General features: G+C 45.5%; 22 protein-coding genes. 17 read left to right on the top strand and 5 right to left on the bottom strand.

The features are described 5' to 3' along the window. Nucleotides 1-7: 7 nt before the first annotated feature. The 14 genes from mnmG (at nucleotide 8) to glmU (ending at nucleotide 12896) form a co-directional block, all read left to right on the top strand. Complete coding sequence (mnmG, locus tag MD535_RS20000) at nucleotides 8-1903, top strand: tRNA uridine-5-carboxymethylaminomethyl(34) synthesis enzyme MnmG (protein WP_265676793.1); 1896 nt, start codon at nucleotides 8-10, stop codon at nucleotides 1901-1903. After that, complete coding sequence (gene rsmG / locus MD535_RS19995; protein ID WP_265676792.1) at nucleotides 1900-2532, top strand: 16S rRNA (guanine(527)-N(7))-methyltransferase RsmG; 633 nt, start codon at nucleotides 1900-1902, stop codon at nucleotides 2530-2532. Before mnmG ends, rsmG begins: the two co-directional genes overlap by 4 nt. Nucleotides 2533-2545: 13 nt before the next feature. Continuing rightward, nucleotides 2546-3319, top strand: a complete 774-nt coding sequence (locus MD535_RS19990; protein ID WP_265676791.1) for a ParA family protein — start codon at nucleotides 2546-2548, stop codon at nucleotides 3317-3319. 21 nt (nucleotides 3320-3340) lie between these two features. Continuing rightward, nucleotides 3341-4222, top strand: coding sequence for a ParB/RepB/Spo0J family partition protein (locus tag MD535_RS19985; protein WP_265676790.1), 882 nt, complete (start codon nucleotides 3341-3343; stop codon nucleotides 4220-4222). Between the two features lie 189 nt (nucleotides 4223-4411). Beyond that, on the top strand, nucleotides 4412-4801 hold the full coding sequence (locus MD535_RS19980) for a F0F1 ATP synthase subunit I (RefSeq protein ID WP_102470062.1): 390 nt from the start codon (nucleotides 4412-4414) through the stop codon (nucleotides 4799-4801). 8 nt (nucleotides 4802-4809) lie between these two features. Continuing rightward, a complete protein-coding gene (atpB, locus tag MD535_RS19975; protein ID WP_250619295.1) occupies nucleotides 4810-5613 on the top strand; it encodes a F0F1 ATP synthase subunit A in 804 nt (267 codons plus the stop codon). 63 nt (nucleotides 5614-5676) lie between these two features. Continuing rightward, complete coding sequence (gene atpE, locus MD535_RS19970) at nucleotides 5677-5931, top strand: F0F1 ATP synthase subunit C (protein WP_102470019.1); 255 nt, start codon at nucleotides 5677-5679, stop codon at nucleotides 5929-5931. A gap of 80 nt (nucleotides 5932-6011) precedes the next feature. Then, the gene (atpF, locus tag MD535_RS19965; protein WP_250619294.1) at nucleotides 6012-6482 is read left to right on the top strand and encodes a F0F1 ATP synthase subunit B; all 471 of its coding nucleotides are present in this window, start codon (nucleotides 6012-6014) and stop codon (nucleotides 6480-6482) included. A gap of 14 nt (nucleotides 6483-6496) precedes the next feature. Beyond that, on the top strand, nucleotides 6497-7030 hold the full coding sequence (gene atpH / locus MD535_RS19960; RefSeq protein ID WP_265676789.1) for a F0F1 ATP synthase subunit delta: 534 nt from the start codon (nucleotides 6497-6499) through the stop codon (nucleotides 7028-7030). A gap of 13 nt (nucleotides 7031-7043) precedes the next feature. After that, nucleotides 7044-8585, top strand: a complete 1542-nt coding sequence (gene atpA, locus MD535_RS19955; protein WP_265676788.1) for a F0F1 ATP synthase subunit alpha — start codon at nucleotides 7044-7046, stop codon at nucleotides 8583-8585. A 41-nt stretch (nucleotides 8586-8626) separates the two neighbouring features. Continuing rightward, on the top strand, nucleotides 8627-9493 hold the full coding sequence (gene atpG / locus MD535_RS19950; RefSeq protein ID WP_265676787.1) for a F0F1 ATP synthase subunit gamma: 867 nt from the start codon (nucleotides 8627-8629) through the stop codon (nucleotides 9491-9493). 34 nt (nucleotides 9494-9527) lie between these two features. Next, the gene (atpD, locus tag MD535_RS19945; RefSeq protein WP_265676786.1) at nucleotides 9528-10931 is read left to right on the top strand and encodes a F0F1 ATP synthase subunit beta; all 1404 of its coding nucleotides are present in this window, start codon (nucleotides 9528-9530) and stop codon (nucleotides 10929-10931) included. Between the two features lie 18 nt (nucleotides 10932-10949). Further along, nucleotides 10950-11372, top strand: a complete 423-nt coding sequence (locus MD535_RS19940; protein ID WP_265676785.1) for a F0F1 ATP synthase subunit epsilon — start codon at nucleotides 10950-10952, stop codon at nucleotides 11370-11372. Nucleotides 11373-11534: 162 nt separating this feature from the next. Then, nucleotides 11535-12896 carry a bifunctional UDP-N-acetylglucosamine diphosphorylase/glucosamine-1-phosphate N-acetyltransferase GlmU gene (gene glmU, locus MD535_RS19935; RefSeq protein WP_265676784.1) on the top strand — a complete coding sequence of 454 codons (1362 nt, stop codon included), beginning with the start codon at nucleotides 11535-11537 and terminating at the stop codon, nucleotides 12894-12896. Nucleotides 12897-12969: 73 nt separating this feature from the next. On the opposite strand, the gene MD535_RS19930 is transcribed toward glmU, so the two are convergent. After that, a complete protein-coding gene (locus tag MD535_RS19930; RefSeq protein ID WP_279348333.1) occupies nucleotides 12970-13689 on the bottom strand; it encodes an amino acid ABC transporter permease in 720 nt (239 codons plus the stop codon). Between the two features lie 116 nt (nucleotides 13690-13805). Between MD535_RS19930 and MD535_RS19925 the strand changes: the two genes are divergently transcribed. Further along, nucleotides 13806-14582: a transporter substrate-binding domain-containing protein gene (locus tag MD535_RS19925; protein ID WP_265676782.1), complete on the top strand. Its 777-nt coding sequence runs from the start codon at nucleotides 13806-13808 to the stop codon at nucleotides 14580-14582. A gap of 76 nt (nucleotides 14583-14658) precedes the next feature. Here the strand turns inward: MD535_RS19925 and punC are convergent, their stop codons facing one another. After that, nucleotides 14659-15864 carry a purine nucleoside transporter PunC gene (gene punC / locus MD535_RS19920; protein ID WP_265676781.1) on the bottom strand — a complete coding sequence of 402 codons (1206 nt, stop codon included), beginning with the start codon at nucleotides 15862-15864 and terminating at the stop codon, nucleotides 14659-14661. A 141-nt stretch (nucleotides 15865-16005) separates the two neighbouring features. Here punC and punR point away from each other — a divergent pair, with 141 nt between their 5' ends. Then, nucleotides 16006-16908 (top strand): DNA-binding transcriptional activator PunR, encoded by a 903-nt coding sequence (punR, locus tag MD535_RS19915; RefSeq protein ID WP_265676780.1) that lies wholly within the window; start codon nucleotides 16006-16008, stop codon nucleotides 16906-16908. An 86-nt stretch (nucleotides 16909-16994) separates the two neighbouring features. Then, the gene (locus MD535_RS19910; RefSeq protein ID WP_265676779.1) at nucleotides 16995-18662 is read left to right on the top strand and encodes a sensor domain-containing diguanylate cyclase; all 1668 of its coding nucleotides are present in this window, start codon (nucleotides 16995-16997) and stop codon (nucleotides 18660-18662) included. A gap of 108 nt (nucleotides 18663-18770) precedes the next feature. Here MD535_RS19910 and ilvA read toward each other — a convergent pair whose 3' ends face one another. Genes ilvA through MD535_RS19895 form a run of 3 tightly spaced genes read right to left on the bottom strand, consistent with a single transcriptional unit; the run spans nucleotide 18771 to nucleotide 23127 of the window. Continuing rightward, a complete protein-coding gene (ilvA, locus tag MD535_RS19905) occupies nucleotides 18771-20306 on the bottom strand; it encodes a threonine ammonia-lyase, biosynthetic (RefSeq protein ID WP_265676778.1) in 1536 nt (511 codons plus the stop codon). A gap of 4 nt (nucleotides 20307-20310) precedes the next feature. Further along, a complete protein-coding gene (gene ilvD, locus MD535_RS19900; protein WP_265676777.1) occupies nucleotides 20311-22152 on the bottom strand; it encodes a dihydroxy-acid dehydratase in 1842 nt (613 codons plus the stop codon). 12 nt (nucleotides 22153-22164) lie between these two features. Next, nucleotides 22165-23127: a branched-chain amino acid transaminase gene (locus MD535_RS19895; protein ID WP_265676776.1), complete on the bottom strand. Its 963-nt coding sequence runs from the start codon at nucleotides 23125-23127 to the stop codon at nucleotides 22165-22167. Nucleotides 23128-23133 lie beyond the last annotated feature (6 nt).

Below are 23133 nucleotides of genomic sequence, written 5' to 3'. Positions count from 1 at the left end.
TCGGTTCATGCTTTATCACGAAACATTTGATGTCATCATAGTCGGTGGCGGACATGCAGGAACGGAAGCCGCACTCGCATCTGCCCGCACCGGGCAAAAAACACTTTTACTGACACACAACATTGATACGTTGGGACAGATGTCATGCAACCCAGCAATAGGTGGTATTGGTAAGGGTCATCTGGTTAAAGAAGTCGATGCTCTGGGTGGTTTGATGGCCAAGGCGATCGATCATTCTGGTATTCAATTTCGAACATTAAACGCCTCTAAAGGACCAGCAGTAAGAGCAACACGAGCTCAAGCGGATCGAGCCCTATACAAGGCTTATGTTCGTAATGTGCTTGAGAACACACCTAACCTAACGTTATTTCAGCAATCTGTGGATGATTTGATCGTAGATAATGATCAAATTCGCGGCGTGGTGACAGAGATGGGTTTGAAGTTCCATGCACAAGCTGTCGTGTTAACGGTAGGGACATTCCTTGGCGGAAAGATCCATATTGGAATGGAAAGTTCATCTGGTGGACGTATGGGCGATCAACCGTCTATCGCGCTTGCGCATCGACTGCGTGATTTACCATTTAGAGTCGATCGTCTAAAAACAGGTACACCACCTCGTATCGATGCACGCAGTGTCGACTTCTCAGTACTAGAAGCTCAACATGGCGACAATCCAACACCGGTTTTTTCTTTTGTTGGTAAGCGTGAACAGCATCCAACTCAAATCCCGTGTTTTATTACTCACACCAATGAGCAAACTCATGATGTGATTCGAGCAAACCTCGATCGTAGCCCAATGTATGCCGGTGTAATTGAAGGCATTGGTCCTCGATACTGTCCATCGATCGAAGACAAAGTCATGCGCTTTGCTGATAAAAATAGCCATCAGATCTTTATTGAACCTGAAGGCCTAACAACACACGAATTATACCCAAATGGAATTTCGACCAGTCTTCCATTTGATGTACAGATCCAAATTGTTCGTTCCATGAAAGGGTTCGAAAATGCCCATATCGTTCGTCCTGGGTATGCAATTGAATATGATTTCTTTGATCCACGCGATTTGAAGCAAACGTATGAAACAAAATTTATCCAAGGCTTGTTCTTTGCCGGACAAATTAATGGAACAACTGGTTATGAGGAAGCCGCGGCCCAAGGGTTGATGGCTGGCTTAAACGCGAGTTTGTTCAGCCAAGGAAAAGAAGGGTGGAGCCCACGTCGTGATCAAGCCTACATGGGCGTATTGATTGATGATTTATCGACGATGGGAACGAAAGAACCTTATCGAATGTTTACTTCTCGTGCAGAGTATCGTTTGCTGCTGCGTGAAGATAATGCTGATATGCGATTAACAGAACAAGCGAGAACACTTGGGCTGATTGATGATCACCGTTGGCAACGTTTTAACGAAAAAATGGACAATCTAACGGCTGAGCGTCAACGCCTAAAAGAAACGTGGGTTAATCCAAAGTCGGACGGCATCGATGCGCTAAACGCATTGTTGAAAACCCCAATTTCTCGCGAAGCAAGCGGTGAAGATCTATTAAGACGTCCAGAGATCACTTATCAAACGCTGACTTCTTTGGATGCATTTTTACCTGCGATCGAAGATCAACAGGCGGCTGAGCAAGTTGAGATTCAAGTAAAATATGAAGGTTATATTCAAAGGCAGCAAGACGAAATTGCCAAAGCAATGCGTCATGAAAATACCGCGATTCCTGAAAATATTCGTTATAGCGATGTAAGCGGTTTATCCAATGAGGTGGTCGCTAAATTGACAGAAGCTAAACCAGAAACGGTGGGCATTGCTTCTCGTATTTCCGGTATTACCCCAGCGGCTATTTCGATTATTCTTGTTTACCTCAAGAAGCAAGGTTTACTTAAAAAAGGTGAAGCAGCGTGAGCGCTCTACGAGAAAAATTAGATCTATTACTGTCAGAGACGTCACTGCAAGTGTCTGATCTTCAAAAAAAGCAGCTCGTCGGGTATGTTGAGTTGCTGCATAAGTGGAATAAGGCCTATAACCTGACTTCCGTTAGAAACCCTGAAGATATGTTAGTGAAACATATTCTTGATAGCATTGTGGTTGGTGAGCATATCATCGGTGAGCGGTTTATTGATGTGGGGACGGGGCCTGGTTTACCTGGGATTCCGTTGGCCATAATGCATCCAAATAAAACCTTTGTATTACTGGATAGCTTGGGAAAACGAATTCGTTTCATTAAGCAAGTTGTTCATGAGCTAGGCATTGAGAACGTTACGGCTGTTCAGTCTCGCGTTGAAGAATTTGACCCTGAAGGTGGATTTGATGGCGTCTTAAGTCGAGCTTTTGCATCGATGACAGATATGGTGAATTGGTGTAAACATTTACCCAAAGAATCAACAGGATGCTTCTACGCACTGAAAGGTCAGGTTCATGAACAAGAAGTTTCTGACTTACCTGAGTGGTGTTCTGTGACCGATATCAAACCTTTGCAAGTTCCTGAGTTGGAAGGTGACCGTCATCTTGTAATCTTGTCCAAACAGGGATGATGGAGAAGTTGTCGTGGGAAAAATTGTCGCTATCGCCAACCAGAAAGGTGGCGTAGGAAAAACAACTACATGTATTAATTTGGCGGCATCAATGGCTGCGACTAAACGTAAGGTTTTGGTGATCGATTTAGATCCTCAAGGCAATGCGACAATGGCCAGTGGCGTCGACAAGTATCAAATCGAAACAACTGCTTACGATTTGCTGGTTGATGAGCTTCCTTTTGAACAAGTAGTCTGTACGCACACATCTGGCCAGTATGATTTGATTGCGGCTAATGGTGATGTAACTGCTGCTGAAATCAAACTAATGGAAGTGTTTGCACGCGAAGTTCGCTTAAAACATGCTCTTGCGCCAATCCGCGATAACTATGATTTCATCTTTATCGATTGTCCTCCCTCTCTCAACCTACTTACAATTAACGCGATGGCTGCTGCAGATTCTGTATTAGTGCCAATGCAATGTGAGTATTTTGCATTAGAAGGACTTACGGCGTTAATGGATACCATTAGCAAATTGGCGGCAGTCGTGAATGATAATCTCAAAATCGAAGGCTTACTCCGAACCATGTACGACCCTCGCAATCGACTTTCGAATGAGGTGTCTGATCAGTTAAAGAAACATTTTGGTGACAAAGTTTACCGAACTGTCATTCCTAGGAATGTTCGTCTAGCAGAAGCACCGAGTCATGGTAAACCAGCAATGTATTACGATAAGTACTCTGCTGGTGCCAAGGCTTATCTTGCCCTTGCAGGTGAGATGCTTCGACGCGAAGAAACACTGGTATAACACTCTTAAGGAATTGATTGAATGTCTAAACGTGGTTTAGGAAAAGGACTCGATGCACTGCTGTCAACGAGCTCTATGGCAAGAGAGAAGCAGCAGGTTGCCACTCATAGCCAATCGCTTTCTTCGGACGGTGACTTAACCGATTTATCGATTAATAGCTTACGTCCAGGTGTCTATCAGCCTCGTAAGGATATGGCTCCTGAGGCGCTTGAAGAACTGTCTGCGTCAATCCAATCTCAAGGTATTATCCAGCCTATCGTGGTTCGACAGGTTGATCATGAGCAATATGAGATAATTGCAGGTGAGAGACGTTGGCGCGCAGCAAGACAAGCAGGCTTAAAACAGGTTCCGTGCATTATTAAAAATGTACAAGATAAAGCGGCCATTGCGATGGCGTTGATAGAAAATATTCAACGTGAAGACTTAAACGCCATCGAAGAAGCCCAAGCGTTAGAGCGCCTACAAGACGAATTTGAACTCACGCATCAGCAAGTTGCCGACGTGATTGGAAAGTCGCGAACCGCGGTGAGTAACTTACTTCGTCTTAATCAGCTTGAGTTGCCTGTTAAGGCGCTTGTCGAAAATAAAAAGATAGATATGGGACACGCAAGAGCATTACTTGCTCTTGAGGGTGAGCTTCAATGTGATATCGCCGCCAGCGTAGCTAAGAAGAGTCTCACAGTCCGTCAGACCGAAGATTTAGTGAAAAAGTGCTTAAAACCGAACTCTTCTGATAAAAAACAGTCAGAAGATAGCGCAGCACAAGAAATTTCACTGCGTTTGAGTGAAAAGTTAGGGGCTAAAGTATCTTTAACTCGAAATGCAAGCGGAAAAGCAAAACTTACTATAAGTCTTGATGAGGCTCACAAATTAGAGCAACTTATTGCCAAGCTTGAAAGCTAAATGAGATAATTGATGTAGGTCAATTATCTATAAATTGATTTTTTGTGCGAAAGTTATGGTTTTGTGAATAAAAGTGCACCTTTTTGATGTGCTTTGATTGCAAATACTTTGGTGAAACGTATAATTTTCGCAAATCTCTTTGCACAGTAGTAATAGGTGCGTAGTGGATATAAACAAAGGTAAGAATACATGGTAGCAGTGCTAGCTAAACCAGGACGAGAGCTCGCAAAGCGATTGTTGCTGATTCAAGTGTGCGCGGTTACGTTTGTAGCTGTTGGAATGACAGTTGCCGTAAATGCTGAGTGGGGAATTTCAGCGCTAATTGGAGGTGGCATTTTTGTTATCGCCAATGCAACATTTGCGTTTTGTGCATTTCTGTTTAGTGGGGCTCGTGCTGCTCAAAAGGTAGCCGCGTCGTTCTATGCAGGAGCTGCATTGAAAATCCTCATTACGGCGGCTCTATTTTCAATCGCTTACATGTATATTCAGGTGGAAGTACTTCCCTTGAATTTCACATTTTTACTGGCTCTCTTAATTAACCTTATGGCGCCAGTAATTGTCGTTAACAACAAAAAATAGGATGAGTTATGGCTGCGCCAGGTGAAGCGCTTACATCGGCCGGATACATCTCTCACCACTTAACTAACCTTTCTTTAGGAAGTTTAGGTCTAGTGGAGGAGACGAGTTTCTGGAACGTACATATCGATAGCCTGTTTTTTTCTGTGTTGACTGGTCTTATATTCCTAGGAGTATTTCGTTCAGTTGCTAAGAAAGCAACAGCTGGTGTGCCGGGCAAGCTGCAGTGTTTTGTTGAAATGGTCGTTGAATTCGTTGACGAAAACGTCAAAGAAACGTTTCATGGACGCAATGCATTAATAGCCCCCTTAGCACTAACTATCTTCTGTTGGGTATTTTTAATGAACGTCATGGATTTAGTTCCAATTGACTTCATTCCTTACTCTGCAGAGCAGATAGGCATCCCTTATATGAAAGTGGTTCCTTCTGCAGATGTTAATATCACCATGGCTATGGCGTTAGGTGTTTTTGCTCTGATGATTTACTACAGCATCAAAGTGAAAGGACCAGTAACGTTCATCAAGGAGTTGACACTCCACCCATTTAACAATCCAATCATGATTCCATTTAACATGCTTATCGAGGTTGTGTCTTTGCTTTCGAAGCCATTATCACTAGGTATGCGTTTGTTTGGTAACATGTTTGCGGGTGAAGTTGTCTTTATTCTTTGTGCTGCAATGCTACCGTGGTATTTACAATGGATGGGCTCATTACCATGGGCAATATTCCATATTCTAGTTATTTTGATCCAAGCTTTCGTGTTCATGATGTTAACAATTGTTTATCTATCAATGGCTCACGAAGACGATCACTAATTATTTAATTAACGCTTTTTATTTGGGCAACTTTAAGCCAACAACTATAAATTGGAGATAGTAATGGAAACTTTACTGAGCTTTTCTGCAATCGCCGTAGGTATCATGATCGGTATGGCAGCATTTGGTACGGCGATCGGCTTCGGTCTTTTAGGTGGTAAATTCCTTGAGGGCGCAGCTCGTCAACCTGAAATGGCTCCGATGCTTCAAGTTAAGATGTTTATCATCGCTGGTCTACTTGATGCGGTTCCTATGATCGGTGTGGTTATCGCACTGCTATTCACATTCGCGAACCCATTCGTTGGTCAGCTAGGTTAATCAGCTTTTCTCTGACAGGTTTTGGACTTGTCATCTGATTAATTTTAGCTAATCAATGAAATATTAGAGGGGTAGCTGTTGTGAATATGAACGCAACTCTGCTAGGTCAAGCAATCTCATTTGCTATGTTTGTTTGGTTCTGCATGAAATATGTATGGCCACCAATCATGAATGCGATTGAAGAACGTCAGAAAAAAATTGCTGACGGTCTTATGGCAGCTGAACGAGCTGCAAAGGACTTGGATCTAGCACAAGCCAACGCTTCTGACCAAATGAAAGAAGCGAAGCGCACTGCAACTGAGATCATTGAGCAGGCAAACAAGCGTAAAGCACAAATTGTTGACGAAGCACGTGAAGAAGCTCTGACTGAACGTCAGAACATCCTAACGCAAGCGGAAGCAGAAATTGAAGCTGAACGTAACCGTGCCCGCGATGAGCTGCGCAAACAAGTTGCAACTCTGGCTGTAGCTGGTGCTGAGAAAATCCTTGAGCGTAGTATCGATAAAGATGCGCAAAAAGATATTCTTGATAACATTACTGCAAAACTTTAAAGCGAGGGGCGCCCATGTCTGAACTGACAACAATTGCACGCCCCTATGCTAAAGCAGCTTTTGACTTTGCGGTTGAAAAGAACGCATTAGACCAGTGGGTCGACATGCTAACTTTCGCCGCGGAAATCGCCAGCAATGAAAATATCGCAGACCTGCTTTCAGGTTCTGTGACTGCAGATAAAATTGCAGAGATTTTCATTACGGTTGGCGGTGAACAGTTTGATGCTTTTGGTCATAACTTAATAAAAGTAATGGCTGAAAATGGTCGATTAGCGGTATTGCCTACCGTGTTAGTTGAGTTTGTTGCGCTGAAAAAACAGCACGAGAAACTCATCGATGTAGACGTCATGTCTGCAAGCGAGCTAACCGATGAGCAAATTGCTGAGATCAGTAGCAAACTTGAAACACGCTTTGAGCGTAAAGTTAAGCTGAATTGCAGTGTAGATGAGACCCTACTTGGTGGGGTTATTATTCGAGCCGGAGATCTTGTAATTGATAACTCAGCACGCGGTCGTTTGAACCGCCTGAGTGATGCAATGCAGTCTTGATGGGGATTGGAGCATGCAACTTAATTCCACAGAAATAAGCGACCTAATCAAGCAGCGTATCGAATCTTTCGATGTTGTGAGTGAAGCTCGTAATGAAGGTACAATCGTTTCGGTAAGCGACGGTATCATTCGCATTCACGGCCTAGCGGACGTGATGCAAGGTGAAATGATTGAATTACCGGGTGGCCGTTATGCACTCGCACTTAACCTCGAGCGTGACTCGGTTGGTGCAGTTGTAATGGGACCATATGCCGACCTTAGAGAAGGCATGAAAGTAACAGGTACTGGTCGTATTCTTGAAGTACCAGTTGGTCCTGAAATGCTTGGTCGTGTAGTAAACACACTAGGTGAGCCTATTGATGGCAAAGGCCCAATTGAAGCTAAGCTTACTTCACCAGTAGAAGTGATTGCACCTGGCGTAATCGACCGTAAATCGGTAGATCAACCAGTGCAAACCGGCTATAAGTCTGTCGACTCAATGATCCCAATCGGTCGTGGTCAACGTGAACTTATCATCGGTGACCGTCAGATTGGTAAAACAGCACTGGCGATCGACTCAATCATTAACCAGAAAGATTCTGGTATCTTCTCTATCTACGTAGCGATTGGCCAAAAGGCATCAACAATTGCTAACGTAGTGCGTAAACTGGAAGAGCATGGTGCACTAGCGAATACTATCGTTGTTGTTGCATCAGCTTCTGAATCTGCTGCACTGCAATACCTAGCACCATATGCTGGTTGTGCAATGGGTGAATACTTCCGTGATCGTGGTGAAGATGCACTAATTGTTTATGATGACTTATCTAAGCAAGCGGTAGCTTACCGTCAGATCTCTCTACTATTGAAGCGTCCACCTGGCCGTGAGGCTTTCCCTGGTGACGTATTCTACCTTCACTCTCGTCTTCTAGAGCGTGCAGCTCGTGTAAGCGAAGAGTACGTAGAGCGTTTCACTAATGGTGAAGTAAAAGGTAAGACTGGTTCTTTAACTGCTCTTCCTATTATCGAAACTCAAGCTGGTGACGTATCTGCATTCGTACCGACGAACGTAATCTCGATTACTGATGGTCAAATCTTCCTACAAACTGAAGCATTCAACTCGGGCGTACGCCCAGCGGTTGACCCTGGTATTTCAGTATCTCGTGTAGGTGGTGCAGCTCAGACTAAGATTATCAAGAAGCTATCTGGTGGTATTCGTACTGCACTAGCGGCTTATCGTGAGCTAGCAGCGTTTGCTCAGTTCTCATCGGATCTAGACGAAGCGACCAAGCGTCAGCTAAGTCATGGTCAGAAAGTGACTGAGTTGATGAAGCAGAAGCAATACGCTCCTATGTCAGTATTTGACCAAGCGCTTGTGATCTTTGCGGCGGAACGTGGTTACTTAGAAGATGTAGCAATCAATAAGATTCTAGACTTCGAAGCAGCTTTACTATCGTACGCTCAAATCCAGTATGCTGATCTTATTAAAGAGATCAACACAACGGGTGCTTACAACAAAGAAATCGAAGCTCAGTTGAAAAAGCTGACGGACGATTTCAAAGCAACCCAGACTTGGTAATTAGTGGGTGACCTTTAGGTCACCACTTATGGAGAGTAACGATGGCCGGCGCAAAAGAGATACGTAATAAAATCGGTAGTGTGAAGAGCACTCAGAAAATTACGAAAGCGATGGAAATGGTAGCAGCTTCAAAAATGCGTCGTTCGCAAGACTCGCGTGAAGCTTCTCGTCCATACGCTGAAACTATGCGTAAAGTGATCGGTCATTTGGCAAATGCAAATCTAGAGTACCAACATCCGTACCTAGAAGAGCGTGAAGCCAAGCGTGTTGGTTACGTCATTGTTTCTACCGACCGAGGCTTATGTGGCGGTTTGAACATTAACTTGTTCAAGAAGACTGTCCTTGAGCTTAAGGATTGGAAAGAAAAAGGTGCTGAAATTGAGTTGGCTGTTATCGGCTCAAAAGCAACGGCATTTTTTAATAATAGCGGCGCTAAAGTAGCGGCACAGGTTTCTGGTTTAGGCGATAGCCCAAGCTTAGAAGACCTTATCGGTACAGTTGGCGTTATGCTAAAGAAATATGACGACGGCGAATTGGATCGCCTGTACGTAGTGTATAACCACTTTGTGAACACTATGGTACAGGAACCAACGATCGATCAATTGCTACCTTTGCCTAAATCAGAAAGCGAAGAAATGCAGCGCAATCATTCTTGGGGTTACATTTATGAGCCTGAGCCAAAACCATTACTAGATGCACTATTGCTTCGTTATATCGAATCTCAAGTGTATCAGGGTGTGGTAGAGAACCTTGCTTGTGAGCAAGCGGCTCGAATGATTGCAATGAAAGCTGCAACAGATAACGCGAGCAACCTGATTGATGATTTAGAACTTGTGTACAACAAAGCGCGTCAAGCGGCTATTACACAAGAGCTATCAGAAATCGTTTCAGGTGCGGCTGCAGTTTAAGCTTAGGTAAAACGAAATAGATAGAGGATTAACGATGGCTACAGGTAAGATCGTACAGATCATCGGTGCGGTAGTCGACGTAGAGTTCCCACAGAGCGATGTACCTAGTATATACGACGCTCTAAACGTTACAGAATCTAAAGAGCGTCTCGTTCTTGAAGTTCAACAACAACTAGGCGGTGGCGTAGTTCGTTGTATCGTAATGGGTAGCTCTGATGGTTTACGTCGTGGTTTGACAGTAGAAAACACTGGCGCTCCAATCTCAGTACCAGTAGGTACTAAGACTCTTGGTCGTATCATGAATGTTCTTGGTGATGCGATTGATGAGTGTGGTGAGATCGGTGCGGAAGAAAGTTATGCGATTCACCGTGAAGCGCCAAGCTATGAAGAGCAATCTAGCGAGACATCTCTTCTAGAAACAGGTGTTAAAGTAATCGACTTGATTTGCCCATTCGCTAAGGGTGGTAAAATTGGTCTATTCGGTGGTGCTGGTGTAGGTAAGACCGTCAACATGATGGAACTTATTAACAACATCGCACTACAACACTCTGGTTTGTCTGTATTCGCAGGTGTTGGTGAGCGTACTCGTGAAGGTAACGATTTCTACTTTGAGATGCAGGAAGCTGGCGTTGTAAACGTTAAAAACCCTGAAGAATCAAAAGTAGCAATGGTTTACGGTCAGATGAACGAGCCACCGGGCAACCGTCTACGTGTTGCACTGACTGGTCTAACGATGGCAGAACGTTTCCGTGACGAAGGTCGTGACGTACTACTGTTCATCGATAACATCTACCGTTATACCCTAGCGGGAACAGAGGTATCGGCACTTCTAGGTCGTATGCCATCTGCGGTAGGTTACCAGCCAACTCTTGCAGAAGAGATGGGTGTACTACAGGAGCGTATCACGTCAACTAAGTCAGGATCGATTACGTCGATTCAAGCGGTATACGTACCTGCGGATGACTTGACGGATCCATCTCCAGCAACGACGTTCGCGCACTTGGATGCAACGGTTACACTAAACCGTAGTATTGCTGCAATGGGTCTATACCCTGCGATCGACCCACTGGATTCTACATCTCGTCAACTTGATCCACTTGTAGTAGGTCAAGAGCACTATGATGTGGCTCGTGGTGTTCAGCAAACGCTTCAGCGCTATAAAGAGCTGAAAGATATCATTGCGATTCTAGGTATGGATGAGCTGTCTGAAGAAGATAAGCAACTTGTATCTCGTGCTCGTAAGATTGAACGTTTCCTAACTCAGCCTTATCACGTAGCTGAAGTATTTACTGGCGACCCTGGCATCTATGTATCTCTTAAAGAGACACTACGTGGCTTTAAAGGTCTACTAGCTGGTGACTACGACGACATTCCAGAGCAAGCGTTTATGTACTGCGGTACTATCGACGATGCTATCGAGAATGCTAAGAAGCTATAAGGCTAAATAGGAGGCGATATGGCAGCAATAACCTTTCACCTAGACGTAGTAAGTGCTGAGAAAAAGCTTTTTTCAGGTCTTGTTGAGACGTTTCAGGTGTCCGGTAGCGAAGGTGAACTTGGTATTTTCCATGGTCACACACCGCTGCTGACCGCTATTCAGCCTGGTATGGTGCGTATCGTTAAACAGCACGGCCACGAAGAGTTCATTTATGTCTCGGGTGGTATTGTTGAAGTTCAGCCTGGTACAGCGACTGTACTGGCTGATACAGCAATTCGTGCTGAAGAGCTAGACGCAGCAAAGGCAGAAGAAGCCAAACGCAAAGCTGAAGAGAATATTTCGAATCAGCATGGCGACATGGACTTCGCGCAAGCGGCCAGTGAACTGGCTAAAGCCATTGCTCAGCTTCGAGTAATTGAGCTGACAAAAAAACGTCGCTAATCTCGATTAGCAGCGATGAGAAAGGCGGCCTTATGGTCGCCTTTTTGCTTTCTGTCGATCATTTGTCTATTTAAAGAAAAAATATAGCGTTACCGAATTAACATCCTACTCAATCATCGCTAGAATGGTTGCAGCTTAAATAAACGTCAGTGGTTAATAATAATGAAATTTAGTGCAGTTGTGCTTGCCGCGGGTAAAGGTACTCGCATGTATTCCAATAAACCGAAAGTGTTACATACGCTTGCTGGAAAGCCGATGGTTAAGCATGTTATTGACACATGTGAAGGCTTAGGTTCGCAAAATATCCACTTGGTCTACGGCCATGGTGGAGAAATGATGCAATCAGAATTACAACAAGAGCGTGTTAACTGGGTATTGCAAGCCGATCAGCTAGGCACAGGTCATGCTGTTGACCAAGCCTCTCCCCACTTTGCTGATGATGAAAAGGTGTTGGTTCTTTACGGTGATGTGCCACTTATCTCAGAGCAGACCATTGAAAATTTATTAGATGCTCAACCAAATGGTGGAATTGCGTTGTTAACCGTGGTTCTGGATAACCCGATGGGCTATGGCCGTATCGTGCGTAAGAATGGCCCGGTAGTGGCGATTGTGGAGCAAAAAGATGCGACAGAAGAGCAGAAGCTAATTAAAGAGATCAATACGGGTGTGATGGTGGCGACCGGTGGTGATCTTAAACGTTGGTTGTCAGGCCTTAGTAATGATAATGCGCAAGGTGAATATTACCTGACGGATGTTATCGCGGCAGCACACAATGAAGGTCGCGCGGCAGAGGCGGTTCATCCCGCGAACCCGATTGAAGTGGAAGGGGTGAATGACCGAGCTCAACTGGCTCGTCTTGAACGTGCCTTCCAATCTATGCAAGCTCAAAAACTGCTAGAGCAGGGCGTGATGTTACGCGATCCAAGCCGTTTTGATCTGCGTGGTCAGTTGCAGTGTGGTATGGACGTAGAGATTGATGTGAACGTGGTAATTGAAGGGTCAGTTTCTTTGGGTGATAACGTGGTGATCGGTGCGGGTAGTGTACTGAAAGACTGTGAAATTGATGACAACACGATTGTTCGTCCATACAGTGTGATTGAAGGTGCCACAGTTGGTGAGGCGTGTACAGTTGGACCATTTACCCGTCTTCGTCCTGGCGCGGATCTTCGCAATGACTCACATGTGGGTAACTTTGTTGAAGTGAAGAATACTCGTTTGGGTGAAGGCTCTAAAGCCAACCATCTTACTTACCTTGGTGACGCAGAAATTGGTCAGCGAGTGAACGTTGGCGCCGGTGTGATTACGTGTAACTACGATGGTGCGAATAAATTCAAGACGTTAATTGGCGATGATGTTTTTGTTGGTTCTGACGCTCAGTTAATTGCACCTGTTGCGATTGCCGATGGGGCAACGGTAGGCGCTGGCGCAACCGTCACAAAAGACGTGGCAGCGGGTGAGTTAGTGATTACTCGCGCTAAAGAACGCCGCATCGCTGGCTGGGTACGCCCAGTAAAGAAAAAGTAGTCATCGCATTTTAATGGGTGGCTAGGTGACTCTCGGTATTTAGCAAAAGGCCTCTTTGAGGCCTTTTTTATGGTCAGTGGCTTGGGATAGCAATACGCTTTTCTACCCAGCGTACCCCTTGTGATACCACAAGAATAAGTACTAAATACTCCAGTACTAAAAAGCTATAGATCTCCAATGGTAAGTACTCATTGACCACTAACTCATTGGCACGTCGTGTGAGATCGCTTAAGCCTATCACACTAACGAGTGATGACATCTTGAGGATGTAGACAAACTGATTCCCAAGAGGGGGCAATATTTGCCTAAAAGCTTGAGGTAAAATGACCAGTCGCATTTTTTGCCAATAGTTTAACCCTAAGGATTCGGATGCTTCATGCTGCCCTCTGGAGATCGCCTGAATCCCACCTCGAAAGACTTCAGCCATAAAGGCACTTTCTGCAATCGTCAAAGCAATCACGCCAGCCCAAAAATGATTGAGAGAAATATCCAGCAGGGTTGGCATGCCGTAGTACACCCAGAGCAATAGCACCAAAACAGGAATAGAGCGGATCACCTCAACATAGATTCGGTTTATGGCTTTGAGCCAGTTGTTATTGGAGAGAGCAGGAAAGGCCACCAGCAACCCAATGGACATTGCTAACAACATGCTGAGCAAAGAGACATAAATCGTGTCTTTGAAACCCGCAAGAAGAAATTTAAGATTGATTTGACCTTGTTCGGTGGCTGGATTTAACACATACCACCCCCACTCGTAGTCAGAGCAGCCTGATAATATGGGTAAGCACAGCATGATAGTTAGTATTCGATAGCTCACAAACGTCCCTAATTTTCCCTGAAAATTCCATCTGTTACTGCTATGTTATCAAGGTTGTATTATAAATGTTTAATAATTTTAGGGACGCATCAATGAAGAAGTGGATTCTTGGTTTTATCATTGCGGCTTTGTCAATTGGACAGGCTGTGGCAGAGACAAGTCGATTACAAGCAATACTGGACGCTGGGGTGCTCAGAGTGGGGACCACTGGTGATTGGAATCCGATGACGATGAAAGATCCGGCAACCAACTCATATCGTGGTTTTGATATTGATGTAACGACCGAGCTAGCCAAGGATCTTGGCGTTAAGGTCGAGTATGTTGCGACGGATTGGAAAACACTGGTTAATGGGATCACCGCAAATAAATATGATATTACAGGAAGTGCTTCACTGAACATGTCGCGAGCGAAAGTTGCCGGATATAGTCAACCATATTTTTATTTAGCGTTTGTCCCCGTGGTACAGAAAAAAGATCTGCAGAAATTCTCCGATTGGTCAGACTTTAACAAGCCTGATGTAAAAGTGGCCGCGACACTTGGTACTGTGCAAGAAAAAATGGTTAAGGCCTTCTTTCCAGATGCAAAACACATTGTTATTGAAGCGCCAGCGCGAGATTTTCAAGAGCTGTTAGCTCGTCGTGCTGATGTGTCAGTCACCTCGAATGTTGAAGCGGCGACGTTGGTGACGAAATTTAAGCAGTTGGCGATAGTGCCGGTAAAAGCGCCACGCAAGCCTACGCCTATTTCCATGCTATTACCGCAAAAAGACCAGGTCTGGATTAACTACGTTAACCACTGGGTCGAATTGAAAAAGACTCAGGGCTTCTTTGATGAAACAGCGGCAAAGTGGGGGCTAAAAAGTCTTTGAGTAAAAAAGGGCGACATTGTCGCCCTTTTTTACTTTGTATGTTGCTTGTCTCAGGAGTGGTAACACGCGTTATGGTTTACTCATCATTGGCCACACGTGAGTTATCAGGAATGGTCAGTTCGCTTGTTAATGCAGGGTTCGAAATGACATACCCTAGCCACATCAATACTAAACATCCTAAAATGACATAACCTACGGCCGTTTGCGCAATCACTGCGAATGTGGCGACGAGAGCACTGGCCAAGCTACTGACTCCTATCTGAATACTGTTTTGTAGTCCCGCTGCAGTGGCAGAGCAGTGTGGTGCGCTAGATAGCGCACGATTAACCACGATAGGATAGATTGCTCCGTTTGCTACCGCGAGTAAACAGAATGGCGCCAATATTGGCCAAACTGAGGTTAATTGCCATTGGCAAGCCGCAAACACCAGCAGAATAGCAACCGTTTCTAATCCGAGCAGTTGCTTAAGAACGGCTTCATCACCGAGTTTAGCCACTAACTTCTTACCCATGTAACCGCCGACCATAAAGGCGATAGTTTGCGGGATAAAGCTGAGTCCAATATCTTTCGCGGAGTAGCCTAGCTGGTTCATTATTTCTGGCATACCGGTTAAGTAAGCAAAAAATGCGGCCGAAGCGACGGCGTAAATAATGACATTACCGATATAGTCTCGTGATCCTAACAAGCTTTTTAGATCGGCAGAGACGGATGTTGTTTTGACCTTACTCGTGCTGCTATCTTTCATCGATAAAGTGATGAGCGCTAGCAATGCACCTGTCATCGCAAGGACGACAAAAATACTGTGCCAACCCCAAAATTCAGTGAGCAGTACGCCAAGTTGAGGTGCAAGTGCTGGAGATAGTGCCACTAACGGCATGATAGTCGCAAAGATTTGTTGGCTGGTCTTTTTATCAAACTTGTCGATAACCATCGATTGCCAAATGACCGCGGGAGCACAAACGCCAATGGCCTGAAGCATTCGTAATGTCAGCAATTGCCATACTTCTTGGCTCCAGGCGAGACCAATCGATGCGATGGTAAATACGACTAAGCCAGTAAAAAGGGTTTTTCTGTGGCCAAAACGGTCACTGGCTAAGCCCCAAACAAATTGTCCTAGTCCCATACCCACTAAAAAGACTGTCAGCGATAACGCGATCTGTTCTGGTCCAGTAGCAAAATCTTGCTCGATTAATTTGAACGCAGGCAAGTACATGTCTGTGGCAATAAAGCCAAGCATGGACAAGATGGAAAGATAGATAAGTTGCAGTTTTGAGATTTTCATTGTTATTCCTTTGAATTTTTTTCACAGGAATGAGTTGGCGCCAGCCCATGCTGTTAGTGTGGTGTATTCTATTTTTGGAATTAGAAAAAATAAAACGCTATATTTTGTAGTTATAAATCAAAAAATTTGAAAGGTAAGGTTATGTACTCACGTCCGTCACTCGAAATGTTAGATATGATTGCACGACTCGGCAGTTTCAGTGCGGCAGCAGAAGCATTGCATAAAGTCCCGTCTGCAATCAGTTATAGCGTACGCCAGATAGAGCAAGAGATTGGTACTCCTTTATTTAGGCGATTGCCTCGTCGTGTGGAACTAACACCTGCGGGCGAGGTGTTTATTGCTGAGGCGAGGCGCTTGCTTCGTCAAATGGATGAATTGACACGCCATACTCGGCGTGCGGCTTCAGGGTGGCAGAAGCGACTCAAGTTGACCTTAGATAATATTGTAAAAGTCGATAAATTATCGGTGTTGATCGAAGACTTTTACGCAGAGTTTGAGTCGGCAGAATTGCAGATCAATATGGAAGTGTATAACGGATCCTGGGAAGCGATTTCCGAACAGCGAGCGGATATTGTGATTGGTGCGACATCGGCGATTCCGGTGAGTGGAGAGTATGGGGTGAGGCCGATGGGGGAGCTACAGTGGACCTTAGTGATGTCACCCCTCCATCCTTGTGCGCAAGTGGCTGAGTTAGATGAAGAGTTTGCCAGTCAGTTTCCAGCTATTTGCTTAGACGACACGTCACGTGTGTTGCCAAAGCGTCATACACAGCACAGCCCTAGACAGCGGCGACTATTGTTGCCCAATTGGTATTCGGCAATAGAGTGTTTGAAAAGTGGTGTCGGTATTGGCTATATGCCTCGCCATATAGCAGAGCCCCTTATTGATAGCGGCTCGCTGGTGGCGCGTTCGCTTAATAATGACACCATAGATAGCCAATGCTGTTTAGTTTGGCGTAAGGATGACAGTAATAAGTTGATTCACTGGATGCTTAACTATCTTGGTTCATCAAGCCAATTGCATTCGGACTGGTTAAAACACTGAGTGGCGCCATATTCTGATTGCCCTTGATTAAAAAGAACGCTATTTTGTTTATTGTTAATACGCTGTTCGGTAAAGGGTGTTTAAGAATGTCGAAGTTAATTGATAGGAAGTGGCAGCTGCTACCAGTAATGGCGCTTTCTGTGGTTATGATAGGTGGTTTATATGGATTTAATATTACCTTAGAACGCCTCGTTCATGGGTCAGTAAAGCGGACAACGGACTCTCTGTTGACCGATGTAATTTACGAAATTCACGAAGATAATCCGAGTTTTACCAGTCGCCTACAAATAGATGATTATATTGGCGATCTGACTCAGGCTGATGCAGACGCCAGAATTCAGGTGATTAATAGTAACGGGGTCGTGGTGGGCGATACCGCGCTATCTGACCGAGCGCTAGTGGATCTGGACAGTCATGCAAACCGACCCGAATTTATTCAAGCTTGGGAAAGCGGAGAAGGCGGAGATGTTCGTTTTAGTTCCGTGTTATCTGTCGACTTGTTGTATTCCTCCCGAAGGGTGACGATTGATCAGCAAGATTATGTCGTGGTTTTAGCCGTTCCAATGCATCATTTGGAGAATATGACGTTTCAGTTAATGAGCATCTTAGTGGGCTTAGCGCTGTTAAGTATCGCGATGCTGATTGCAACGTCTTTGCTTAGTCATCGCCAGATAGAAGCGAGCGTTACGGCGGAAAAGAATAAACAAGATGAACGGATTCATCAGCGAACTCTTGAAATAGAGCTGATGCATCGTTTAGCGAATATGCTAGCAGCGTGTCAAAACCTTGTAGAAGCCCAGCGTGTCGTTGAGGATATTGTGCCGCGCATTCTGGGACAAGTGAATGGCAGTATTTCATTGATGCGTTCATCCAGAAACCAACTGGTTAATCAATTGGATTGGGGGGATAAGTGGCCTGGGAGTAAAAGCTTTGCTCCTGATGAGTGCTGGTCATTACGTACTGGGCGCAGCCATTTATCTATTGAAGCGTTTCACCATTTATCGTGTGAGCATATGTCGTCGATTGATAACAATCAGACCTTGTGTATCCCGTTAACCGCACATGGTAATACCATCGGTATTATGCACTTATATTTTGGGCAGGGAGAGATAGAGGTCGAGGAACTCACCACACAACTGGCTTACAGTGTCGCGGAGCATCTTGGCCTAGCTCTGGCGAATTTAAGTTTACAAGAAAAATTACGTTCACAGGCACTAAGCGACCCATTAACGGGTCTATACAATCGTCGCTTCTTTGAACAAAAGCTGACAGAGCATACTAATAACTCAGCAACGAGCAGCGAGTCATTGTCACTACTCATGCTTGATCTCGACCACTTTAAGCGTTTTAACGACAATTTCGGCCATGATGCTGGAGATTATGTGCTAAAAGAGATCAGTTCTTTACTCAAAAGGACCGTCGCTGATGATGAAATAGCGTGCCGATTAGGGGGAGAAGAGCTCGCGGTGATCTTACCGCACTGCAATATGGCAGATGCCACGGAATACGCTAATAACATTGTTAACCTAATCCGAACCTTGCACCTAGAGCATAAGGGGTTATCTTTGGGGCAGTTGAGTGTGTCAATTGGTGTCGCGACGTACCCTGATCCGGCTTCCGATATTGAAGCGTTGGTTAAGATGGCAGATAAAGCCTTGTATCTAGCAAAAGATCAAGGGCGAGACAGAGTGGTAAACTACCAGCAGTACAATGAATTTAAATCTCCGGAGCTTGGACTGGTTGAAAACCAGTAAGAGGGGATTACTGAGAAACTTGCCATCAAAAAACGCCTCATCAGAGGCGTTTTTATTAGGTAAAGCGTCGATTCTAAATAGAAACTGAGCGCCCGTTACTGCAGCGTGTTAAGACAAGAAAAATTGATACGATGGGTTATCCGTTTCATCTTTACACTGGTAGCCTAGTTCACGCAGATGTGAAGAAAACTCGGCGAGGTCACTGTCTTGTAGCTCAAAACCACACAGCACCCGACCGTAGTCAGCGCCATGGTTACGGTAGTTGAATAAGCTGATATTCCAATGCGTCCCCAGCGTGCTCAGGAACTTCAGTAGAGCACCTGGATATTCTGGGAACTCAAAGCTATACAAACGCTCTTGAAGTGGCTTAGAAGGCTTGCCACCAATCATATAACGGATATGTAGTTTGGCCATCTCATCATCTGACAGATCGACAACCGGGTAGCCACCAGCACGTAAATCTTTAATGATACCCTCGAGCTCTTCCTGACCACCAGCGAGACGCACACCGACAAAAATATTCGCCAGTTTGTCATCATTGTAGCGGTAGTTAAACTCAGTAACGGCTCGCCCACCAATGATATTACAGAACTCAAAGAATGCGCCCTGATGTTCCGGAATAGTCACGGCCAACAAACCTTCACGCTTTTCACCAAGCTCACAACGTTCGGAAACATAACGCAAGCCATGGAAATTAGTGTTGGCTCCAGAAAGCACGGTGCCTAGCTGTTTGTTCTGCAGTGCGTGTTTTTCGGCAAACTTTTTAAGTCCAGCCAGAGCAAGCGCGCCAGAAGGCTCAGCGATGGCGCGCGTGTCTTCGAAAATATCTTTTACAGCAGAGCAGATTTCATCACTGGAGACGGTAATATGCCCATCAATATATTCTTGGCATAGACGGAAGGTTTCTTGACCGATAATTTTAACCGCAACCCCATCAGCAAACATACTTACTTGATCTAAAGCGACGGGTTTTCCAGCGTCCAGCGCGGCTTTTAGACAGGCAGAATCTTCCGGTTCCACTGCAATCACTTTGATTTCTGGCATCAGTTGTTTAACTAATACCGCGACGCCAGCGGCTAAACCGCCGCCGCCGACTGGAACAAAAATATAGTCGAGGTGACCATTTTGCTGCAGCATTTCCATGCCGATCGTACCTTGTCCTGCAATGACAAGCGGGTGATCAAAGGGAGGCACAAAGGTGTAACCGTGCAAAGCGGATAAACGCTCTGCTTCGGCTTTTGCTTCATCAAAGTTGTTGCCGTGTAATACAACGTGACCGCCAAAGCTGCGTACCGCATCCACTTTAATGTCTGGCGTGGTCTTAGGCATCACGATAGTTGTACTAATACCCAGTTTGGTGCCAGACAACGCCATGCCCTGTGCGTGGTTGCCCGCGGAGGCTGCGATAACCCCTGCTTTTTTCTGCGCTTCAGTAAGGTTGGATACCATATTATAGGCACCACGTAGCTTAAATGAATGCACGGGCTGGCGATCTTCACGTTTGATTTGCACGTTATTATGAATACGAGCAGATAAGCGAGGCATATCTTGCAGTGGCGTTAATGTCGCCACTTCGTAAACAGGAGCGCGCAATACCTGGCGCAGGTACTCTGCGCCGGTTTTGGGATAACTTTCGCTACTCATTAGACTATCCCTCGAGTTTAGACTTATCTCGTACCGCACCTTTATCAGCACTCGTTGCCATGCTCGCATACGCTTTCAGCGCTAAAGAAACCACACGTTCACGATTGGCTGGTTTCCAACCAAGCTGGTCTTGTGCGTTACGTCGAGCCGTCAATTCTTCCTCTGGGACGTCCAGTGAGATGGAGCGGGCTGGGATATTAATATCAATAATATCGCCATTGTTCACAAGGCCAATGGTGCCACCGTTAGCGGCTTCTGGGGACGCGTGGCCAATAGATAGGCCAGAAGTACCGCCAGAGAAGCGACCGTCGGTGAGTAGTGCACATTCTTTACCTAGACCCATAGATTTCAGGTACGTGGTTGGGTAAAGCATTTCCTGCATACCAGGACCACCTTTAGGCCCCTCATAACGGATGATGACCACATCGCCCGCTTTGACTTTGCCGCCTAAAATGCCATCTACCGCGTCTTCTTGGCTTTCGAAAACGACCGCTGGACCACGGAAGACTAGACTACCTTCATCGACGCCAGCTGTTTTAACAATACAACCGTCGACGGCGATATTTCCGCTCAGTACCGCCAGTCCGCCTTCTTGGCTAAAGGCATTTTCCTTGGTACGAATACAGCCATCTTTGCGATCGTCATCAAGGCGATCCCAGCGACAATCTTGAGAGAAAGCTTTCGTCGTACGGATACCTGCAGGGCCCGCTCTGAAGAATTTTAATACTTCCTCATCCTCGGTTTGCATGATGTCGTATTGCGCTAGCTGCTCTTTCATAGAAAGACCCAGTACAGTACGTGTATCGCTATTGAGTAATCCTGCGCGATCAAGCTCACCAAGAATCGCCATCACGCCACCAGCACGGTGCACGTCTTCCATGTGATATTTTGGTGTCGATGGTGCCACTTTACATAAGTGTGGTACTCGGCGTGACATTTCATCGATATCATTCATGTCGAAGTCAATCTCACCTTCTTGTGCAGAGGCTAAAAGGTGTAAAACGGTATTACTTGAACCGCCCATAGCAATATCCAACGCCATGGCGTTTTCAAATGCGGCACGGTTAGCGATATTACGTGGCAGCGCAGACTCGTCGTCTTGCTCATAGTAACGCTTGGTTAATTCGATAATGCGTTTACCGGCATTTAGGAATAACTGTTCACGGTCAGCGTGTGTTGCGAGCATAGAACCGTTGCCTGGTTGAGAAAGCCCCAGCGCTTCTGTTAGACAGTTCATTGAGTTGGCTGTAAACATGCCAGAACATGATCCACAAGTCGGGCAAGCGGAACGCTCCACTTGCTCACTTTGTTCATCAGAAATAGTTGGATCAGCCCCTTGGATCATGGCATCGACCAGATCCAGTTTGATGATCTGATCGGAAAGCTTGGTTTTACCCGCTTCCATTGGACCGCCAGAGACAAAGATTACGGGAATATTGAGGCGCATTGCCGCCATCATCATTCCAGGGGTGATTTTGTCACAGTTGGAGATACATACCATGGCGTCCGCGCAGTGCGCGTTAACCATGTATTCAACAGAGTCGGCAATTAGCTCACGTGATGGCAATGAATACAGCATGCCACCGTGTCCCATTGCGATACCATCATCAACGGCAATGGTGTTGAACTCTTTGGCAATACCGCCTGCTTTTTCAATTTCACCCGCCACCAGTTGACCCATATCTTTAAGATGGACGTGACCTGGGACAAATTGGGTGAACGAGTTTACGACGGCAATGATAGGCTTACCAAAGTCTTCGTCTTTCACACCCGTTGCTCGCCAAAGTGCACGAGCACCCGCCATGTTACGACCATGTGTTGAGGTCGCGGATTTGTAGATAGGCATTGTACTCGTTCCTTATTTTACTGATGCAGTGTTCTTGTCGGCGTCTTGTGGGTAGACATAATCGAGCCAACCCCATTTATCTTCGGTGGTACCGTTGAAAAGACCAAAGTAAGCATCCTGCATGACTTTAGTGATAGGGCCTCGTTTTCCTTCGCCCACTTCAATTTTATCAACCGAACGAACGGGTACGATTTCAGCAGCGGTACCCGTCATGAAAATTTCATCGGCAAGGTAGAGTGCTTCACGAGCAATGTTGGTCTCACGAACGTCGTAGCCCATATCTTTGGCCATGGTCATGATGCTGTCACGAGTGATGCCTGGAAGAATCGCGCTGGTGGCTGGTGGCGTCATGATAATGCCATCTTTAATGACAAAAATGTTTTCACCGGCACCTTCGGAGAGATAGCCATCAACACTCAGAGCGATACCTTCGTCATAGCCGTGACGACGCGCTTCACCACCCACAAGTAAAGATGATAGGTAGTTACCGCCTGCTTTTGCGGCTGTTGGGATAGTGTTAGGGGCAGCGCGATTCCAGCTAGATATCATAGCATCGACACCATTTGCGAGCGCTTCTTCACCCAGGTAAGAACCCCATGGGAAGGCCGCAATAATTAATTCCATGACAGAATCTTCAGGTGGGCAAACACCAAGCCCGACATTACCAACAAAACCTAGAGGACGAATGTACGCCGACTCGAGTTTATTTTGGCGAACCGTTTCACGTGTCGCTTCCATGATTTCTTCTTCCGTATAAGGAATAGGAAAGCGATAGATTTTTGCCGAGTTCTTTAGACGTTTGGCGTGCTCTGGGTGACGGAAGATCACCGGACCGTTCGGAGTATTGTAACAACGAACGCCTTCAAAAACCGACGTACCATAGTGCATAGCATGAGTAAGGACATGAACATTTGCCTCAGCCCATGGAACCATTTCACCATTAAACCAAATAAAATCTGCTGTACTTGTAGCCATTTAGCG

This window comes from Vibrio qingdaonensis, assembly GCF_026191675.1.
In the GTDB taxonomy this organism is placed as follows: domain Bacteria; phylum Pseudomonadota; class Gammaproteobacteria; order Enterobacterales; family Vibrionaceae; genus Vibrio; species Vibrio qingdaonensis.
The sequence above is the reverse complement of the archived record's forward strand: the minus strand, read 5'-3'. Positions and strand labels throughout refer to the sequence as shown.

Excerpts from the sequence above, each read along its gene's own strand:
- MD535_RS19895 (WP_265676776.1), bottom strand. The coding sequence starts at position 23,127 with ATGGCTACAAGTACAGCAGATTTTATTTGGTTTAATGGTGAAATGGTT.
- mnmG (WP_265676793.1), top strand. The coding sequence starts at position 8 with ATGCTTTATCACGAAACATTTGATGTCATCATAGTCGGTGGCGGACAT.
- MD535_RS19910 (WP_265676779.1), top strand. The coding sequence starts at position 16,995 with ATGTCGAAGTTAATTGATAGGAAGTGGCAGCTGCTACCAGTAATGGCG.
- atpD (WP_265676786.1), top strand. The coding sequence starts at position 9,528 with ATGGCTACAGGTAAGATCGTACAGATCATCGGTGCGGTAGTCGACGTA.
- punR (WP_265676780.1), top strand. The coding sequence starts at position 16,006 with ATGTACTCACGTCCGTCACTCGAAATGTTAGATATGATTGCACGACTC.
- ilvD (WP_265676777.1), bottom strand. The coding sequence starts at position 22,152 with ATGCCTATCTACAAATCCGCGACCTCAACACATGGTCGTAACATGGCG.
- punC (WP_265676781.1), bottom strand. The coding sequence starts at position 15,864 with ATGAAAATCTCAAAACTGCAACTTATCTATCTTTCCATCTTGTCCATG.
- MD535_RS19940 (WP_265676785.1), top strand. The coding sequence starts at position 10,950 with ATGGCAGCAATAACCTTTCACCTAGACGTAGTAAGTGCTGAGAAAAAG.
- atpH (WP_265676789.1), top strand. The coding sequence starts at position 6,497 with ATGTCTGAACTGACAACAATTGCACGCCCCTATGCTAAAGCAGCTTTT.
- MD535_RS19925 (WP_265676782.1), top strand. The coding sequence starts at position 13,806 with ATGAAGAAGTGGATTCTTGGTTTTATCATTGCGGCTTTGTCAATTGGA.
- MD535_RS19980 (WP_102470062.1), top strand. The coding sequence starts at position 4,412 with ATGGTAGCAGTGCTAGCTAAACCAGGACGAGAGCTCGCAAAGCGATTG.
- atpG (WP_265676787.1), top strand. The coding sequence starts at position 8,627 with ATGGCCGGCGCAAAAGAGATACGTAATAAAATCGGTAGTGTGAAGAGC.
- ilvA (WP_265676778.1), bottom strand. The coding sequence starts at position 20,306 with ATGAGTAGCGAAAGTTATCCCAAAACCGGCGCAGAGTACCTGCGCCAG.
- atpB (WP_250619295.1), top strand. The coding sequence starts at position 4,810 with ATGGCTGCGCCAGGTGAAGCGCTTACATCGGCCGGATACATCTCTCAC.
- atpA (WP_265676788.1), top strand. The coding sequence starts at position 7,044 with ATGCAACTTAATTCCACAGAAATAAGCGACCTAATCAAGCAGCGTATC.
- glmU (WP_265676784.1), top strand. The coding sequence starts at position 11,535 with ATGAAATTTAGTGCAGTTGTGCTTGCCGCGGGTAAAGGTACTCGCATG.
- MD535_RS19930 (WP_279348333.1), bottom strand. The coding sequence starts at position 13,689 with ATGCTGTGCTTACCCATATTATCAGGCTGCTCTGACTACGAGTGGGGG.
- atpE (WP_102470019.1), top strand. The coding sequence starts at position 5,677 with ATGGAAACTTTACTGAGCTTTTCTGCAATCGCCGTAGGTATCATGATC.
- MD535_RS19985 (WP_265676790.1), top strand. The coding sequence starts at position 3,341 with ATGTCTAAACGTGGTTTAGGAAAAGGACTCGATGCACTGCTGTCAACG.